The 15,902-nt window shown below is 70.3% G+C and carries 17 protein-coding genes; 5 read left to right on the top strand and 12 right to left on the bottom strand.

The genetic code is table 11. The annotated features are described in order from the left end of the window. Positions 1-17 precede the first annotated feature (17 nt). The 10 genes from IEY87_RS02835 to IEY87_RS02790 all read right to left on the bottom strand — a co-directional run bounded on the left by IEY87_RS02835 (position 18) and on the right by IEY87_RS02790 (position 7,785). The gene (locus IEY87_RS02835; RefSeq protein ID WP_189136854.1) at positions 18-923 is read right to left on the bottom strand and encodes a 3-hydroxyacyl-CoA dehydrogenase family protein; all 906 of its coding nucleotides are present in this window, start codon (positions 921-923) and stop codon (positions 18-20) included. Positions 924-1,102: 179 nt separating this feature from the next. Beyond that, positions 1,103-2,044 (bottom strand): urease accessory protein UreD, encoded by a 942-nt coding sequence (locus tag IEY87_RS02830; RefSeq protein ID WP_189136853.1) that lies wholly within the window; start codon positions 2,042-2,044, stop codon positions 1,103-1,105. Then, entirely contained in the window at positions 2,026-2,700 is a 675-nt protein-coding gene (gene ureG / locus IEY87_RS02825) for an urease accessory protein UreG (RefSeq protein ID WP_308112900.1), read from the bottom strand. The genes IEY87_RS02830 and ureG overlap by 19 nt, the downstream gene beginning before the upstream one ends. A 13-nt stretch (positions 2,701-2,713) precedes the next feature. Further along, positions 2,714-3,385, bottom strand: coding sequence for an urease accessory protein UreF (locus IEY87_RS02820; protein WP_189136852.1), 672 nt, complete (start codon positions 3,383-3,385; stop codon positions 2,714-2,716). Further along, the gene (gene ureC / locus IEY87_RS02815) at positions 3,382-5,106 is read right to left on the bottom strand and encodes an urease subunit alpha (RefSeq protein WP_189136851.1); all 1,725 of its coding nucleotides are present in this window, start codon (positions 5,104-5,106) and stop codon (positions 3,382-3,384) included. Before ureC ends, IEY87_RS02820 begins: the two co-directional genes overlap by 4 nt. Before the next feature lie 5 nt (positions 5,107-5,111). Next, positions 5,112-5,576, bottom strand: coding sequence for an urease subunit beta (locus IEY87_RS02810; RefSeq protein ID WP_189136850.1), 465 nt, complete (start codon positions 5,574-5,576; stop codon positions 5,112-5,114). A gap of 33 nt (positions 5,577-5,609) precedes the next feature. Next, positions 5,610-5,915: an urease subunit gamma gene (locus IEY87_RS02805; RefSeq protein WP_189136849.1), complete on the bottom strand. Its 306-nt coding sequence runs from the start codon at positions 5,913-5,915 to the stop codon at positions 5,610-5,612. 9 nt (positions 5,916-5,924) lie between these two features. Then, complete coding sequence (locus IEY87_RS02800; protein ID WP_229699275.1) at positions 5,925-6,323, bottom strand: urea transporter; 399 nt, start codon at positions 6,321-6,323, stop codon at positions 5,925-5,927. Between the two features lie 128 nt (positions 6,324-6,451). After that, positions 6,452-7,441: an alpha/beta hydrolase gene (locus IEY87_RS02795; protein ID WP_189136848.1), complete on the bottom strand. Its 990-nt coding sequence runs from the start codon at positions 7,439-7,441 to the stop codon at positions 6,452-6,454. A 38-nt stretch (positions 7,442-7,479) separates the two neighbouring features. Continuing rightward, entirely contained in the window at positions 7,480-7,785 is a 306-nt protein-coding gene (locus IEY87_RS02790) for a putative quinol monooxygenase (RefSeq protein ID WP_189136847.1), read from the bottom strand. Positions 7,786-7,941: 156 nt separating this feature from the next. Here IEY87_RS02790 and IEY87_RS02785 point away from each other — a divergent pair, with 156 nt between their 5' ends. Then, positions 7,942-8,844: an AraC family transcriptional regulator gene (locus tag IEY87_RS02785; protein WP_189136846.1), complete on the top strand. Its 903-nt coding sequence runs from the start codon at positions 7,942-7,944 to the stop codon at positions 8,842-8,844. 4 nt (positions 8,845-8,848) lie between these two features. Here the strand turns inward: IEY87_RS02785 and IEY87_RS02780 are convergent, their stop codons facing one another. Beyond that, positions 8,849-9,226 (bottom strand): MerR family transcriptional regulator, encoded by a 378-nt coding sequence (locus tag IEY87_RS02780; protein ID WP_189136845.1) that lies wholly within the window; start codon positions 9,224-9,226, stop codon positions 8,849-8,851. Between the two features lie 116 nt (positions 9,227-9,342). Here IEY87_RS02780 and IEY87_RS47090 point away from each other — a divergent pair, with 116 nt between their 5' ends. Together IEY87_RS47090 and IEY87_RS02765 are read left to right on the top strand one after the other, a co-directional pair. Further along, positions 9,343-9,615, top strand: a complete 273-nt coding sequence (locus IEY87_RS47090) for an oxidoreductase (RefSeq protein ID WP_372462238.1) — start codon at positions 9,343-9,345, stop codon at positions 9,613-9,615. Between the two features lie 107 nt (positions 9,616-9,722). After that, positions 9,723-10,808 (top strand): DUF5685 family protein, encoded by a 1,086-nt coding sequence (locus IEY87_RS02765; RefSeq protein WP_229699274.1) that lies wholly within the window; start codon positions 9,723-9,725, stop codon positions 10,806-10,808. Positions 10,809-10,833: 25 nt separating this feature from the next. Here IEY87_RS02765 and IEY87_RS02760 read toward each other — a convergent pair whose 3' ends face one another. Continuing rightward, positions 10,834-11,970, bottom strand: a complete 1,137-nt coding sequence (locus IEY87_RS02760) for a toll/interleukin-1 receptor domain-containing protein (protein WP_189136843.1) — start codon at positions 11,968-11,970, stop codon at positions 10,834-10,836. Positions 11,971-12,116: 146 nt separating this feature from the next. Here IEY87_RS02760 and IEY87_RS02755 point away from each other — a divergent pair, with 146 nt between their 5' ends. Together IEY87_RS02755 and IEY87_RS02750 are read left to right on the top strand one after the other, a co-directional pair. Continuing rightward, positions 12,117-12,800, top strand: a complete 684-nt coding sequence (locus IEY87_RS02755) for a hypothetical protein (RefSeq protein WP_189136842.1) — start codon at positions 12,117-12,119, stop codon at positions 12,798-12,800. Beyond that, positions 12,787-15,897 (top strand): toll/interleukin-1 receptor domain-containing protein, encoded by a 3,111-nt coding sequence (locus IEY87_RS02750; RefSeq protein ID WP_189136841.1) that lies wholly within the window; start codon positions 12,787-12,789, stop codon positions 15,895-15,897. The genes IEY87_RS02755 and IEY87_RS02750 overlap by 14 nt, the downstream gene beginning before the upstream one ends. Positions 15,898-15,902: the final 5 nt, after the last annotated feature.

The raw sequence follows: 15,902 nt of genomic DNA, 5'->3' as shown, positions 1-15,902 counted from the left end.
ACCACCCTGGCCCGTCTTCACCACGTGTAGAAGCCCTGGCCCGTCTTGCGGCCGAGGTGACCGGCGGCGACGAGGTCGCGCAGGATCTGTGGCGGGTCGAATCGGGGGCCGAGCTCGCGTGACAGGTGCTCGGCGATGGCGAGCCGCACGTCGAGGCCGACCACGTCGGTGGTCCGCAGCGGTCCCATCGGGTGGCGGTAGCCGAGGGTCATCGCCGTGTCGATGTCGGCCGCGCCGGCGACGCCCTCTTCGAGCATGCGCATCGCCTCCAGCGCCAGGCAGACGCCGAGGCGGCTGCTCGCGAACCCGGGCGAGTCCGCGACGGTGATCGGCGTCTTGCCGAGCGCCACCGCCCAGTCCCGGGCTCGCGTCACGAGCGCGGGGTCGGTACGGGGCCCGGTGACGATCTCGATGAGCTCGCTCACCGGGACGGGGTTGAAGAAGTGCAGCCCGAGGAAGCGGTCCGGCGAGGCCAGACCGGCGGCGAGCCCGCCGATGGACAGGCTGCTGGTGTTGGAGGCGAGCACCGCGTCCGGCGCCAGCCTCTCGGCCAGGGCGAGCACCTGGGCCTTGAGCGCCGCGTCCTCCGGCACCGCCTCGATGACGAGGTCGCACGGCGCCAGGTCGCCGGGGTCGGCCGTGGCCCGCAGCCGCTCAAGGGCATCCTCGGCCACCCCCCGACCCTCGGCCAGGCTCTCAGCCTCCCGACCCTCGGCCAGGCTCTCAGCCACCCGACCCTCGGCCAGACTCTCAGCCACCCGAGCCTTGGCCAGGCTCTCAGCCACCCGGTCGCGGGCCTGGCCGGCCGCCTCCGGCCCGTTCTCCACGACGATCACGTGGCTGCCCGAAGCGAGGAACGCGTGCGCGATCCCCGCCCCCATCCGCCCGCCGCCGAAGACGCCGACCGTCCGTGGCAAGGTCATGAGCGCCGCTCCTTCCACCGGTCCAGGAATGCTGTCATACCAGCGTGCTTCTCCTCCGTCCCGTACGAAACCGCCGCTCGTACGAAACCGCCGCCCGAGCACCGACCCGGCCGTGATGTCCGGCCTGCCCTCCGGCCGCAGCAGTTCCCATGCCGGCCCGGCCCACCGTGCGAGTTGCCTCAGGGCTTGCGCCGGTCGGGAGCCGGGGTGCCGGTGATCGCCCGCCTGGCGATGTCCCACAGCCGTTCCAGGGTCGCGTTGACGTGCGGGGATTCCGGTCCCAGCAGCCTGGCCCAGGCGCCCGCCCGGTTCGGCAGCGTGCTCGCCCCGCCCACGAGCCCGCTGCCCGCCGCCGCCTCGTGCAGCGCGTCGGCCAGCTCGGCGGCGTCCACCGCCGACGTGACCACGTACAGGGTGGACAGCACGCCGTGCGCGCCGAACATGGCCGGCCCGGCGACCGGTGCCCGCCCGGGGACGAGCCTCATCGGGTCGGCGAACAGCAGCTCGCCGCCCGGACCGCATACCTCCAGGTCGTTGCAGTAGGCGGTGTAGGCGTGCCGTTCGCCGTGGGCCAGCCGCCCGGCCAGCAGGGTCTCGCCGAGGATCACGGTGGCGGTGGGGTCGCAGGTCACCCTGGTGCACTGGTAGAAGCGGGACTCGGCGAACGGGATCACCGGATCCGGCAGATACTCGACGTAGCCGCCCGGCCCCGCCGTGATGGTGACGAGCTGGCTGGCGTAGTCCTGCTCCATCCGGTAGATCTTCGTGGCGGCCTGCGTCGTCAGGTGCACCGACGCGTCCGCGCCGCAGGCGAGGTCGAGCCGGTAGCGGTCCCCCTGCAGCATCCCGCCGCCCGAGGACATGACGATCACATACGGCAGGTCCGGCCGGGCCGGGTCGTAGTAGAGCGGCCGCATGATCTGCAGCGGCGCCTTCTGATAGTGGCCGGTCAGCTCGGTCCGGCCACTACGCCGCTCGAAGGCCAGGTCGAGCACGCCGACCTTGCCCGGACTGCCGACCGGCAGCGTGTCCGGCACCTCGGCGTACCTCGCCACGTCCTCCGGGATCGAGGTGATCGTGTAGTGCCCGGCGGCCAGCCGGTCTACGCGCTCGGCGAGCATGCCGGCCTGCGGCTGGCGATGAAGTCGGCGACCTCCGCCACGCCGGTGCCCTTGAGCGAGTCGGTGAGGATGACCGGGCGCCCGTCGCGGACGCGGTCGGCGTCGCGTGCCATCACCTCCAGGTCGGCGCGGACGTACGGGGCGATGTCAATCTTGTTGATGACGAGCAGGTCGGAGTTCGTGATGCCCGGCCCGCGTTTGCGCGGCATCTTGTCGCCCTCGCCGGTGTCCAGGACGAACACGTACACGTCCGCCAGGGCGGGACTGAAGGTGAGCGTGAGGTTGTCGCCGCCGCTCTCGTACAGCAGCGTGTCGATGTCTCCGAAGCGCTTGACCATCTCGGCCCCGGCGGCCAGGTTCATCGTCGGGTCGTCGCGGACGGCGGTGTGCGGGCAGGAGCCGGTCTCCACGCCCACGACGCGGGCCGGGTCCAGCACGCCGTCGAGGGTGCGCTTGATATGGTCGGCGTCCTCCACGGTGTAGATGTCGTTGGTGATGACGCCCACGCTGTGCCCCCGCTCGATCAGGATGGGGACCAGCGCCTCGATCAGGGCCGTCTTGCCGGAGCCGACGGGCCCGCCGATGCCGACCCGGAGAACGCCGTCCATGTCGTGGTGCGTGCCGGGGTCCATCTGGTGGTGCATGTGCTGGTGCATGGCGTGCTGCCTTTCAGGTGGTGAAGAGGCGGGCCTCCGCCCGCTCGTGGACGGCGCTCATGATGTCCGCGACCGGGGTGGCGGCGTGCAGGTCGAGAGGGCCGCGGGCGGCCAGCGCGTGCGCGGCGGCCCGCCCGATCGCGCCCGCCGCGCCGTACAACGTCGCCTGGGCCTGCCGGAAGTCGAGCCTGCCGAGCCGGACGGCGGCGCTGACCCAGCTCGCGGCGAACGCGTACAGGTCGCCGGTCACCGCGTCGTGCACCGGCACGCCCAGGCCGGCGTAGGCGGTGCCCAGGACGACGGCGTGGTTGCCCGGCGCGGTCCCGGCCTCGACCAGCTCGGTGAGCCGGGCCAGCTCGGGGGTGGCGAAGACCAGGGTGGCGGTCCGCAGGACCTGGTTGCCGGTCCTGGTGGCGGCGGCGCGGATCTCCCGGCTGAGCTTGATCGCGTGCAGCCGCCGGTCGGCCGCCACCACCGCGTCCCAGTCCCCGGCCGTCACCGCCCGTTGGGTGAGCACCAGGGCGGTGGCGTCGCCGGGCCCGGCGGCGTGCAGCAGCACGTCCTCCAGCAGCTCACCGACGTCCACCGGCCCGGCCTGTGTGTACGCCTCCAGCCCGTGGGAGAGCGTGTAGAGGCCGCCCGGGAAGGCCGAGTCGGTCAGCTGGAGCTGGGCGAGCAGGGTCATGCCAGGAAGAACAGGTGGTTCAGCGGCAGTTCCTGCGCCGGCGCGATGGTGGCGTGCTCGCCGTCCACGGTGACCTTGTACGTCTCCGGATCCACGGTGATCTTGGGCAGCGCTGAGTTGCGAACCATGTGCCGTTTGTCGACCGTACGGGTGTGGCGGATCTTGGCGATCAGCCGTTGCAGGCCGAGCCGTTCCGGCACCCCGGCGGCGATGGCGGCGTCCGGCAGGAACGTCACGTTGCTCTTGCGCTGCGCCATCCCCATCGCCCCGAACATCGGCCGGTAGTAGACGGGCTGCGGGGTGGGCAGCGAGGCGTTCGGGTCACCCATCTGCGCCCAGTTGATCAACCCGCCCTTGACCACGAGCGCCGGTTTGGCGGCGAACGAGGTGAACGGCCAGAGCACGATGTCGGCCAGCTTGCCGTCCTCCAGCGAGCCGACCGTCTCGGCGATGCCGGTGGTCCTGGCCGGGTTGATGGTCAGCTTGGCCAGATAGCGCAGCACCCGGGCGTTGTCGTTGCGCTCGGAGTCCTCGGGCAGCCTGCCGCGCTGGTCCTTGCAGTGATGCGCGGTCTGGAAGGCCCGGGTGAAGGTCTCCCCGACCCGGCCCATCGCCTGGGAGTCGGAGGAGAACATGCTGATCACCCCCATGTCATGCAGAACCGTCTCGGCGGCGATGGTCTCCGCCCGCACCCGGCTGTCGGCGAACGACACGTCCTCGGGGATGTCGTGGCTGAGGTGGTGACAGACCATCACCATGTCGAGCAGCTCGTCGACCGAGTTGATGGTGTACGGCAGCGTCGGGTTCGTCGAGGACGGCAGCGCGTTCGGCTCGCCGGCGATGCGGATCAGGTCGGGCGCGTGCCCGCCGCCCGCGCCCTCGGTGTGGAAGGTGTGGATGGCCCGGCCGTCGATGGCACTGATCGTGTCCTCCAGGTAACCGGCCTCGTTGAGGCTGTCGGAGTGCAGTGCCACCTGGACGTCGTAGGTGTCGGCCACCCGCAGCGCGCAGTCGATCACGGCCGGGGTCGAGCCCCAGTCCTCGTGCACCTTCAGCACGCACGCCCCGGCCTCGATCTGCTCGATCAGCGTGCCGGGCCGGCTGGAGTTGCCCTTGGCCATGACGCCGATGTTCACCGGCAGCGCCTCGACGGCCTGCAGCATCCGGCCGATGTTCCACGGGCCCGGCGTGCAGGTCGTGCCGCGGGTGCCGTCGGTGGGGCCGGTGCCGCCGCCGATGAGCGTGGTGATGCCGTTGGTGAGCGCGGCCTCGGCCTGCTGCGGGGAGACGAAGTGGACGTGCGGGTCGATGGCGCCCGGCGTGGCGATCATGTTCTCGCCCGCCAGCACCTCGGTGCCCGCGCCGATGATCAGCCGGCGGTCCACGCCGTTCTGGGTGTGCGGGTTGCCGGACTTGCCGATGCCGACGATCTTGCCGTCCTTGATGCCGATGTCGCCCTTGACGACGCCGAGGATCGGGTCGAGCACGACCGCGTTGGTGATCACCAGGTCGAGCGCGATCGTGGCGTTCTGCGAGCCAGGGTCGGCCGACATGCCGTCGCGGACGGTCTTGCCGCCGCCGTAGACGGCCTCGTCCCCGTAGTGGCCGGCCGTGTAGTCCTTCTCGATCTCGATCACCAGGTTGGTGTCGGCCAAGCGGACCCGGTCACCCACCGTGGGACCGAACATGCTCCCGTACTGCTTGCGGCTCATCGTGGCCATCGGTGTCAGCCCTTCTTCCTGCTGGGAGACTTCTTGCCGTCGGCCGGCTTCTTCGCCGCCTTCCCTTCGGCGCCCTGCTGGTCGGTCGCCGAGGGCTCGGGCGCGTCGGCGTAGCCGAGCTCGGCCAGCCGCCGCAGCGCCCGTGCCCGGGCGTCCCGGGTTCGGATGCCGCCGTCGAGCAGGCCGGCGAAGCCGACGATGCGCATGCCGCCGCCGTACTCGACCAGGTTGACCCGGTGGGTGTCGCCCGGCTCGATGCGGACGGCGGTGCCCGCCGGGATGTCGAGGTGCCTGCCGTACGCCTTCGCGCGGTCGAAGCTGAGTGCCCGATTCGCCTCGAAGAAGTGGAAGTGCGACCCGACCTGGACGGCGCGGTCCCCGGTGTTGCGCACGGTCAGGGTGACCGTGGGCCGGCCGGCGTTGATCTCGATGGGGCCGTCGGCGTAGACGACCCTGTCCGTGTCCGTCATGACGAACCGGTCCTTTCTCGTCTGGCGGCGGTGTCAGCCGCCGATGGGGTCGTGGCAGGAAACGAGCTTGGAACCGTCCTTGAACGACGCCTCGACCTGCATCAACTTGAGCATTTCGCGCACGCCCGGCATGACGTCGTCGGCGCCGAGGACCTGCTTGCCGAGCTCCATGCACTCGGCGACGGTCCTGCCGTCACGGGCCGCCTCCAGGACGGCGGCGCTGATCAGGGCCACCGCCTCGCTGTAGTTCAGCTTGAGACCGCGGTCCCGCCGCTTGGTCGCCAGGTCGGCGACCACGTAGATCATCAGCTTGTCGATCTCACGAGGGGCGAGGTTCATCAGCTCTCCTTAGGTAGTACTGCGCCGCAGGCCGGAGAACGCCGGCACCGCCGCCAGGAAGATCCAGGTGACTATGACGAAGGGCCAGGTCAGCGTGTGGCCGCCGACGGGCTCGAACAGGTCGCCGACGAACGCCGTCAGCACGGTCGCCGACACCACGCCGGCGAGCGCGTACAGGATGCCCAGCGGGGTCAGGGCGAGGAACGTGCCACACAGGGCGATGCCGGTCAGCACCGCGTTGTAGCCGTACAGCCCCGCGCCGACGTCGGCGGCGGGCGCGCCCAGCAGCAGTGCCACCACGATGCCGACGGCGCTGGAGACGAGCGCGGCCACCCCCACGAGCCATCCGCCGAACAGCAGGCCGATCAGGAAGATCAGGCCGACGTACCACTTGCTCTGGAAGAACACCTGGCCGATGCCGTTGAACAGGCCCTGCAGGTGAGCATGCCGACGGCGCCGGCGATCATGGTGTTGAGGAAGGCGTTGACGGCGACGCGGCCGTCGGCAGTTTGGGCAGGGTCGCCAGCGTCGCCCGTCTACGGGGCGAGACTCGGCGCCTGGGCGAGAGAAGCCTGGCCCAGGACGCGGCCGAGCCAGTCGCTGCGTGTCCTGCGCGCCGCGGCCGAGAGCCGCACCTGCGGGAACAGCGCGTCGAAGCCGTGGAAACCGCCCGCCCAGATGTGCAGTTCGGCCTGGCCGCCGGCCGCCCAGATCCGGGTGGCGTACTCGACGTCCTCGTCACGGAACACCTTGGCGGTGCCGGCGTCGATGTAGGTGGCCGGCAGACCCGACAGGTCGTCGGCCACCGCGGGCGAGACGTACCCGGGCACCTCCTGGCCGGCGAGGTCGCCGAGGACCGCCCGCCATCCGAACGCGTTCATCTCCCCGGTCCAGGTGCCGGGCCCCTCGGCGTACTGCCTGCTGGAGGTAGTGCCGTTGCGGTGGTCGAGCATGGGACAGATCAGCACCTGAGCGGCGACGGCCGGGCCCCCGAGGTCACGTGCCATCAGTACGGTCCCGGCCGCGAGGCCGCCGCCGGCGCTCGTACCGGCGACGACGATACGGGCGGGGTCGATGCCCAGCTCACCGGCGTGCTCGGCGACCCAGCTCAGCCCCTGGTAGCAGTCCTCGACCAGCGTCGTCCCGTTGACCTCCGGCGCCAGCCGGTAATCCACGGAGATGACGACGGCGCCGAACTCGGCGAGCCACTCCAGCGGGATGTCGATCTGCGAGAACCGATCCCCCATGATCATGCCGCCGCCGTGGATCCAGTAGACGCACGGTGCCGCCGCGGTCTGATCGGTCCCGGCGGGACTGAAGATCGACAGCGGGATCCGTACGCCGTCCGAGCCGGGCACGCTGACCTCGCGCCGGTCCACCGCCAGCCCTTCGAGAAAGGTCTCGACCGGCGGCGACGGATACTGGCGCAGCTGGGCGAGCACCTCGGAGCTGAGCGGCGGCATGGACGGCAGTTGGGCGAGCGCGACCTGCAGCTCGGGGTCGAAGTCGGGGCGAGCGAGCGTCATGAGAGGGGTCCTTCCTAAGGTGTTGATGCCGGGTGGTCTTAGAAGGCGGCCTTACCGCCGACCGGCACCTCGTCGACGTACTCGGACTCGCCGACGAGCAGCGTCCCGAGCTTCGCGACCAGCTCCTGCGCCTCCTCGGTCTTGAAGAACCGGCCGTGGGCCTCCTCACTGCTCCAGCCCTCGGTGACGTACACGATGTCCTGGTCACTGGCCGAGCGGCTGACCAGGAAGACGACGCAGTCCTCGTTCGCCAGGGACGGCGCGTTCAGCAGGAACTCGACCACCTCGTCGGCCTTTCCGGGCCGCGCGGTCAGGGTGGCGTGGAAACCGTGCTCGACGCTCATGGGGGACTCCTTCGATCGTGGAGCCGCTGTGTGCTCCTGGGATGTCGATGAGTCAATGTAAACAGCCCGACCTGCGCAAACGTTAGAACGATGCTGCCGGCTTCTTGCCTGATCCTCTCATTGCCGAGAGAATCAGGTACGTGCTTCAATCGGGGCATGAACCTTGACGAGCTACGCGCCTTGCTCGCGCGCCATGCCCGGCCCGACATGACCACCGCCGTCGAGGGCGTCCTGGTCTCGAAGGCCGAGCACGCGGACCCGCCGTCCCCCTCGATGTCGGGCACGGTGCTGGCGCTCATCGCGCAGGGCGCGAAACGGATCGCGCTGGGCGACCGCGTGTACGAGTACCGCGCCGGGCAATACCTGCTGGCCTCGGTCGACATGCCGATCACCGGCCACTTCACCGAGGCGAGCCCCGACCGGCCGGCCCTCGGCTTCGGCCTGGTCCTGCACCCGACCACCGTCGCCGAGCTGCTGCTGCAGGCGGCCCCCGGAGACCTCCCACCCGACAGCGGCACACCGTCCGGCATGGCCGTCAGCGACGCGCCCGACGAGCTCGTCGACGCGGTGATCAGGCTGCTGCGCCTGCTGGACCGGCCACGCGACCTGGCGGTCCTCGCCCCGCTGCTCAAGCGGGAGATCCTGTGGCGGCTCATCACCGGCGAGCAGGGTGCGGTGGTCCGTCAGCTCGGCCTCGCCGACAGCAGTCTCGCCCACGTCGCGCGGGCGGTCCGGTGGATCCGCGACCACTACGCGCAGCCCTTCCGGGTCGAGGACGTGGCGCGGCTGTCCGGCATGAGCGTGTCCGCCTTCTACCGCAACTTCCAGGCGGTCACCGCGATGAGCCCCATCCAGTTCCAGAAGCAGATCCGGCTGCAGGAGGCCCGGCTCCTGCTCGCCACCCACCCCAACGACGTCACCACCGTCGGTCATCGCGTCGGCTACGACAGCCCGTCACAGTTCAGCCGTGAATACCGCCGCCAGTTCGGCGCGCCGCCCAGCCAGGACGCCGCCCGCCTGCGCGGCTCGGCGCCCGGCGCCTCCCCCGCCCTGGCGTGAGACCTCAGTGGCTGTGGGCCATCTGGAGACTCTCCCGATGCGCTCGGTTGATGACCATGAGTTCGTCGAGCGTGTCCCGGGTGCGGATGAGGTCGGCGATGTGCGCGGACAGCCGGTCGCGTTCCTGCGCCATGCGCTCCATCGCGGCGTCCGAATTCTCCTCGCTGGGCGAATGGACACAGGGCAGCAGCTCGGCGATGGTACGACTGGACAGACCGGCGGCGTACAGGCGCTGGATGAGCGCGACCCGGTCGATCTCGCCGGCGGTGTAGTGCCGCTGCCCGCTGGCGCTGCGGGTGCTGGCGAGCAGCCCCTGCTCCTCGTAGTAACGCAGGGACCGGACGCTGACCCCGGTACGTGACGCCAACTCCCCGATGCGCACGCCGTCCTCCCGACTGTGACCTGTGCCACACATGGTTGCCTCTGACATGGATGTGAGGTTCTAGCTTAGCCGCAGCGGGCCGGATCGGGCGCCGCGGAACGCGAAGGAGCCTTGCGATGACCACCCTTTTCGACAGCTACCGGCTCGGGGACCTGGTCCTGCCCAACCGGGTGGTGATGGCCCCGATGACCCGGGTCCGGGCCGCGGCCGGGGGCCTGGCGACACCGTCCATGGCCACCTATTACGCCCAGCGGGGCGCGCGGACCTCATCAGCTTCGGCCGCGCCTTCATCGCCGACCCCGACCTCGTCGAGCGGCTGCGCACCACGCTCCCGATCACACCCGTCGACGATGCCACCTACTACCAGGGCGGTGACGCGGGCTATCTGACCTACCCGACGTATCAGCACACGGCCTGATCGCGGGTGCTACGGTTTCCCCCGAATACACGCACGGGGGAACATATGTTTGGCATCGTCCGGCCATGTCAGCACGGCATGTGCAAAGGGCTCTACGCGGACTGGATGGGCCACCTGTGCGGGCTCTGCCTGGCGCTCCGCGACGAGCACGGCCACCTGTCCCGCCTGGTGACCAACTACGACGGCCTGCTCGTGTCCGTTCTCACCGAAGCTCAGTCGCCCGCCGCCGCGCCCCGCCGGCGAGCGGGCGCGTGCGCGCTGCGCGGCTTCAAGGGCGCGCACGTGGTGGAGGCCGAAGGGGTACGGCTGGCGGCCTCGGTGTCGCTCCTCCTGGCGGCCGGCAAGGTGCGCGACCACGTGGCGGACGGGGACGGCGCCTACGCCCGCCGCCCGGTGGCCGCCGGCGCCACCCGCCTGGCCGACCGCTGGTCCTCGGCCGGCGCCGCCACGGCCGGCACGCTCGGCTTCGACGTCACCCCACTGACGGCGGCGGCCGGCCGCCAGGCCCTCCTGGAACGTACGGGGAGCGCCGGGTTACGGGAGCTGACCGCGCCCACCGAGGACGCCGTGGCCGCCGCGTTCGCGCACACCGCGACCCTCACCGGCAAGCCGCACAACCAGGAGGCCCTGGAGGCGGCCGGGCGCCGGTTCGGCAGGCTGGCCCACCTGATCGACGCGGTGGAGGACCTGGCCGACGACCGCGCGTCCGGATCGTACAACCCGCTGGCCGCCACCGGCACCGGCCTGGACGAGGCGCGCCGCCACTGCGACACCGCGCACGCGGAGCTGCGCGCCGCCGTGGACGAGCTGGACCTGCCCCGCCCCGCCCTGACCCGCGCCCTGCTGGTACGAGAGACCGGCAACGCCGTCTCCCGAGCCTTCGCCGCCGCCGCCCCCGGCCCCGGCCACCCACCCGGCTCCCCGGACGCCCCACCGGGACACCGCCCGCCGAAGCGGGACCCCGGCGGCCTGCTGTCGTTCGTATGCGCCGCGCTGACCTGCTGCACGTGCGGCCTGTACCGTCCCGAGTGGGACGAGGACCACCAGAGCTCCTGCTGCGGGCGCTTCGACTGCTCCGGCTGGGACTGCTGCGGCAACTGCTCCCAGTGCTGCTCCTGCGACGGCGACTGCTGCTGCGACGGCTGCGACTGCAACTGCAACTGACCGTCCGGCGACTACCGGCCCTGGATCATCTCGTCACCTCGTCGATGATGCCCCGGTTGTCCTCCATGATGTCCCTGTCCTCGAACTGCAAGGGACTGCGCCGCCCGGTGTTGAAGTCGTTGAGCAGGTCCACGACTATTTCGGCGAGCACCGGGTGCGTCTCCTGAGGAAAGACCGCCCGGCGTTCGCTGTCGATGCAGACGACACCAGGAATCCCGGCGCCGAGCGAAGGGAATACGAGCCGCTCGATCGGCACCGAGACGCTGCTGGCGATATGAAAAATGATGTTCGAAACCTTGTCTCGGGTGAAACCGTGCTGGACGGCTTCCGCTATGTAGGCTTCGGGATCCGCCGCGTATTCCGCTTGGTAGTCCACGTGGTGAAGCCGGCGCTTGTTCCATGCGCTGGCGGCGGGGTTCAGGTGCCGTTGCCGACCAGGGTCGAGAGTGAAGCGGTGTTTGCAGTGCCCGACGACCGACGTATCCGAGACGTACAACTGCAGTCGCAGGCATTCGTACTGCTCGTGGACCGTGAACAACAGGACGCGGACGGCCGGCACATGGCGGTACGGCGAATCGTCGAGAAGGCGATAAGCGGTAAGGAGGACGTTTTTCACCGCATTATGGATGTTCGAGCAGAGCTGTGCGGCAAGTCGAAGATCGCCCTCACGTAGTGTCGTCCGCGCGAGTTCATGCTCCAGCTCGTCATGCCTCGTTATCGTCACCGGAGGATGCGCTGCTCTGATCGCCCGCACCAAGGCGCGCAGCGAGTCGGCCATAAGATCAGGCCGGGAGAAGTCGATGGCGAGCTTCCGAGCCAGATAGGCAGGCAGTTCGGTGTCGTCCAGCTTGACCGGGATGACCCGCGGGCCACGGTGCTTCTCTTCCAGCTGTAATGCCTGCACGAGCTCCTCGGCGACCCATCGTGATTGCACGGAATGCCGTGAGACAACGGCGAGGACACATGAGCTGGCCGGAATCTGTTTCGATATTTTATCCTGAATGAAGTCACCCGCATGCATTTCGTGCAGGTCGATCCACACCTCGATCTCATGCGAACGCAGCAGCTCCACAAGAATCAGCAGAAAAGGTTTGTCCTGCGAGCTGTGGCAGATGAAGACACTGCGCGGCGGCGGAGCCTGAGCCGAGGAGGATTGATCCATGCGACCACCTGGAAGGACTTGCCGGGTCTCTCCGTCACGTATGCCTAATCCACACGTTCCCTACCCACGACAAGAAGGATCGGAACCGCATCACTTCATTCGCTCCAAAAGCTGTCAACCGGGTACGCCGCAGGTAAAGTCGGGGCGTGACGAAGACTCAGCTGACCGCTCTTCGCCAGGGGCGGGTCGTCCGCGTGTTAGCAGCGGCCGTCGTCGGCGCACTGGCCGGCCTGGTGATCTTCGAGTTGACCAGGATCGGTGGCCGCGGTCTCTACGTCACCGCCGGCGCCGTGGCCGGGGTGGCGGGCATCCTGGTGATCCAGATCTACAACCGGTCGGCCCGGCTGACCGAGGTGAAGGTGTCGGTTCCGCAGCTGAGCGAGCTGACGTTCGTGGTCAACAACGAGAGCCGCAACGTCGCCTGGCAGTTGTTCGTGGAGACCGTGACCCGGGTGTCCACGCAGCCTCTCGACGATGACGAGGGCCTGACCCGCGAGGCGCTGACGTCGCTGTACGGCCTGTTCGCCACCACCCGCGACACCCTGAAGTCCAGCCGACCGTCGGTCCCGGCGCCGGGAGGGCGGACGGTCGAGCATCTGGCGATCACGATGCTCAACCAGGAGCTCCGCCCGTTCCTGTCGAAGTGGCACCCTCGGCTCCGCGAGTTCGAGCAGGCGCAGCCGGACGCCCCCGAATCGGACTGGCCGGCGAACGCCGCCTGCCGCACGGAGCTGCGGGAGGTGCAGCGGCGCGTCCATGGCTACGCCATGGGGTTCGCCAAACTGGCGGGTGTTCGGGAACCGGAGGCGATGGCCAGTGCGGGGATCTGAGGAGAGCCGGTACGACGCCTTCCTGTCCTACGCGTGGGAGCCGGATGCCCCCCTGGTGGCGGCCGTGCGCGACGCCCTGCACCGGCTGGCGCGGCCCTGGTATCGGCTGCGAGCCTTACGGGTCTTCCGTGACGCGTCGAGCCTGGCGGCGAATTCGGCCCTCGATCCGGCGATCGAGGATGCGCTGGCCGCTTCCCGCTGCCTTATCGTGTTCCTCTCGCCCTCGGCCGTCAGATCGTCCTGGGTCCCCCAGGAGATCGACTACTGGTTGAGGCACAAGAGCGTGGACAGCTTGCGGCTGGTGCTGACCGGCGGCGATCTCGTCTGGGACGCCTCTGCCCGCGGCTTCGACATGGAACGCTCCACCGCGCTTCCCGCCGTGCTGCGCGGCGTCCACCGTCATCGGCCGCTCTACGTCGACCTGCGCTGGGCGCACGCGGAAGATCAGCGCGTCCTGCGTAACGACGACTTCCACAGAAGCGTCGTGCAACTGGCCGCGCCGCTGCACGGCAAGCAGCCGGACGAGCTGTACGGCGAGGACGTCCGGCAGCATCGCAGGACCCGCCAGGTGAGCGCCGCGGCGGTGATCGCGCTGGCCGTGCTCGCCGCCTCCACGGCGGTGGCGGCGGTGATCGCCGGCCTGCGCGCCGAAGAGGCCCTGGCCAACCTGCGCCAGGCGACCTCGCGCTATCTGGCCAGCCAGGCGCTCGCCGACCGGGAGGGCAATCTGGACCGGGCTCTGCTGCTGGCCGTACACGCCTGGCGGACGGCGCGGACCGCCGCCGCCCGCAGCAGTCTCGTCACGGTCGTGCACGAGGCGATGCGGGGGGTCGTGGGTTTCCCGCGCATCCGGCCCGGTGACCCTGTTCCCTTCCACCTGCTGACGCTGGCGATCAGCCCGGACGGGCGCAGGATGGCGGCCAGCAGATACAGCGAAGGGGGAGACGCCGGCGCGCCCGCCGACGGACGTGTCTACGTGTGGGAGCTCGCCGGTGGCGACGCCCGCATTCTGCGCAGCCCCTTCGAGCGGGTGCAGAACGTCAAGCGATTGATCTTCGGACCGGACGGCCGCCATCTGGTCGCGGAGGACCTCGACGGCCAGGTGCTGCTGTGGGACCTGGCCGGCGACCCCGCTCGCGTGGTGCGGACCGCCCAGGCGCCGCTGGACGTGACCGCTGATCATCACATCGCCGCCGTGTCCTCCGCCGGCGGCGGAGTCGTGCTCCTCGACCTGGTGTCCGGCGGGGAGCTGGGCAGGCGTGCGGGCACGCTGTTCGAGGTGGACCGCCGTAGCGAACGGGCCTTCGGCAAGGACCCGTCCGAGCGGCCCGTGGTGTGGGATCTGCGCTCATCTCGGGCGGTGAAGATGAAGGTCGCCACCCAGTACGGCTTCGCCGAGTTGGCCGGTGACCGCGTGGTCATGGCGACCGGAAGGGATCTGACGAGCCTGGCGGGCTACGACGCGACGACCGGCGAACGCCGCTGGCGGGCCGGGCTCCCGGGCCGGGCGGTCGCCGCGGCGGTGTCCTCCGACGGCGGCCGGTTCGCCGTGTGGACGGCGAACGGCACCGTGATCCTGGTCGCGACCAAGGACGGCACCGTCACCGGCCGAGCCCGGCACGCACCCGGGCAGGACCCTCGGCTCTCCTTCAGCCCTTCCGGTCGCTTCCTGGTCGCCGCCGACTCCCGTGACAGCACCGGCCGGCAGACGCTGCTGGACGCGCGCACCGTACGAGTGCGCTGGACGAAGCGCGGAGAGGAGGTGATCTTCGGCTCCGGCGACAAGGTGGCGGTGGTGCGAGGATCCCCCGTCCAGGTCACCGACCTCATGACCGGCGACGTCATCGCCTCGGGAGAGGCCGACGCCTGGTCAGCGGCCGTCTCACCCGATGGCCGGCACGTCGCCCTGGCAGGAGACGACGTCCGCCTGATCGACCTGACCGCGCCGGAACCACGGTTGGTCTCCCTGCCCGGGGAGCCGTCGACGATCTACACGGTGACCTTCGACCCCTCGGGACGCCGCCTCGCAGGGGTCGGCATCGGAGGTGCGGCCGTCGTGTGGGACGTCGCGGCCGCGCTGCGCCCCGCCGACGTGCCCACCGCTCCGCGAAAGAAGCCATCCGCGCTGAGCAGCGACGGTGTGACGCTGGTCTATGCCGATGACAGCCGCCAGGTGCGGCGTCGCGACCTGCGCGACGGGAAGGATCTGCCCATTCCCGGCCTGAGCGAGGTAAGCGGCCTGCGGATCTCCCCCACCGGGACGCACCTGTTGGCCAGTGTGGGCAGCTCGTACGTGCTGTGGTCCATCGCGCAGGCCGCCGCCGTACTGCGCTTCCCGTACGAGCTCGGCACCGAGACGGCGTTCAGCGGGAACGGCCGCCGCCTCGCGGTGGCCCGGCGCGACGCGAACACCGGCCGCTACACCGTGACGGTCCACGAGGTCGGCAGCGGCGCCGTGGTGGCCACGATCCCGCTGCCGGACTTCGCCCAGCCGACGGACCTCACCAGCGCCCTCGCCTACCCGGTGATCGCTCTCGACGAGACCGGGGGGCGGCTCGCGGCCAGTCTGAGCACTCGGCAGATCCGCACGTGGGAGATCGCCTCCGGCGCGCCCGAGGGAGGATGCGACACCCGGGTCGACGACTACACCCTGCTCTCCGGCAGCGTCCAGTTCACCCCCGACGGGCGGACGCTCGTGGTCAGCGCCCCTGACAGCGAGACCATCAGCTTCGTTGATCCGGCGTCCTGCGCGGTACGGCGCAGCCTGACCACCGGCAACGGCAAAGCCACCCTCAGTCCGGACGGCACTCTGCTGATCACCGAGAGTCCGCTCCGCCTGTGGGACACGCAGACCCTCGAACCCCTCGGCGAGCCGCTGCTCCCCCCGGAGACCGACCCCGATCAGATCGTCTTCACCGCCGATGGTTCCAGCGTCATGGCTCTCACCGCGGACCGGTCGGTGCGCCGCTGGCCCGTCGCCCCCGAAGCCCTGATCCGGCAGGCCTGCGCCGTCGCGGGACGGGAACTCACCACCGAGGAGTGGGACAGATTCCTGCCGCAGGGCGACAGACAGCCCGCCTGCACGCCACGACCCTGATCGAG

It is taken from the genome of Nonomuraea glycinis, assembly GCF_014646515.1.
Taxonomy (GTDB): Bacteria; Actinomycetota; Actinomycetes; order Streptosporangiales; family Streptosporangiaceae; genus Nonomuraea; species Nonomuraea glycinis.
Note: the sequence above shows the minus strand (reverse complement) of the source record. Positions and strands in the feature narration are given on the sequence as shown.

Excerpts from the sequence above, each read along its gene's own strand:
- IEY87_RS02760 (WP_189136843.1), bottom strand. The coding sequence starts at position 11,970 with ATGGATCAATCCTCCTCGGCTCAGGCTCCGCCGCCGCGCAGTGTCTTC.
- ureC (WP_189136851.1), bottom strand. The coding sequence starts at position 5,106 with ATGGCCACGATGAGCCGCAAGCAGTACGGGAGCATGTTCGGTCCCACG.
- ureG (WP_308112900.1), bottom strand. The coding sequence starts at position 2,700 with ATGCACCAGCACATGCACCACCAGATGGACCCCGGCACGCACCACGAC.
- IEY87_RS47090 (WP_372462238.1), top strand. The coding sequence starts at position 9,343 with ATGACCACCCTTTTCGACAGCTACCGGCTCGGGGACCTGGTCCTGCCC.
- IEY87_RS02835 (WP_189136854.1), bottom strand. The coding sequence starts at position 923 with ATGACCTTGCCACGGACGGTCGGCGTCTTCGGCGGCGGGCGGATGGGG.
- IEY87_RS02785 (WP_189136846.1), top strand. The coding sequence starts at position 7,942 with ATGAACCTTGACGAGCTACGCGCCTTGCTCGCGCGCCATGCCCGGCCC.
- IEY87_RS02795 (WP_189136848.1), bottom strand. The coding sequence starts at position 7,441 with ATGACGCTCGCTCGCCCCGACTTCGACCCCGAGCTGCAGGTCGCGCTC.
- IEY87_RS02810 (WP_189136850.1), bottom strand. The coding sequence starts at position 5,576 with ATGACGGACACGGACAGGGTCGTCTACGCCGACGGCCCCATCGAGATC.
- IEY87_RS02820 (WP_189136852.1), bottom strand. The coding sequence starts at position 3,385 with ATGACCCTGCTCGCCCAGCTCCAGCTGACCGACTCGGCCTTCCCGGGC.
- IEY87_RS02765 (WP_229699274.1), top strand. The coding sequence starts at position 9,723 with ATGTGCAAAGGGCTCTACGCGGACTGGATGGGCCACCTGTGCGGGCTC.
- IEY87_RS02790 (WP_189136847.1), bottom strand. The coding sequence starts at position 7,785 with ATGAGCGTCGAGCACGGTTTCCACGCCACCCTGACCGCGCGGCCCGGA.
- IEY87_RS02830 (WP_189136853.1), bottom strand. The coding sequence starts at position 2,044 with ATGCTCGCCGAGCGCGTAGACCGGCTGGCCGCCGGGCACTACACGATC.
- IEY87_RS02805 (WP_189136849.1), bottom strand. The coding sequence starts at position 5,915 with ATGAACCTCGCCCCTCGTGAGATCGACAAGCTGATGATCTACGTGGTC.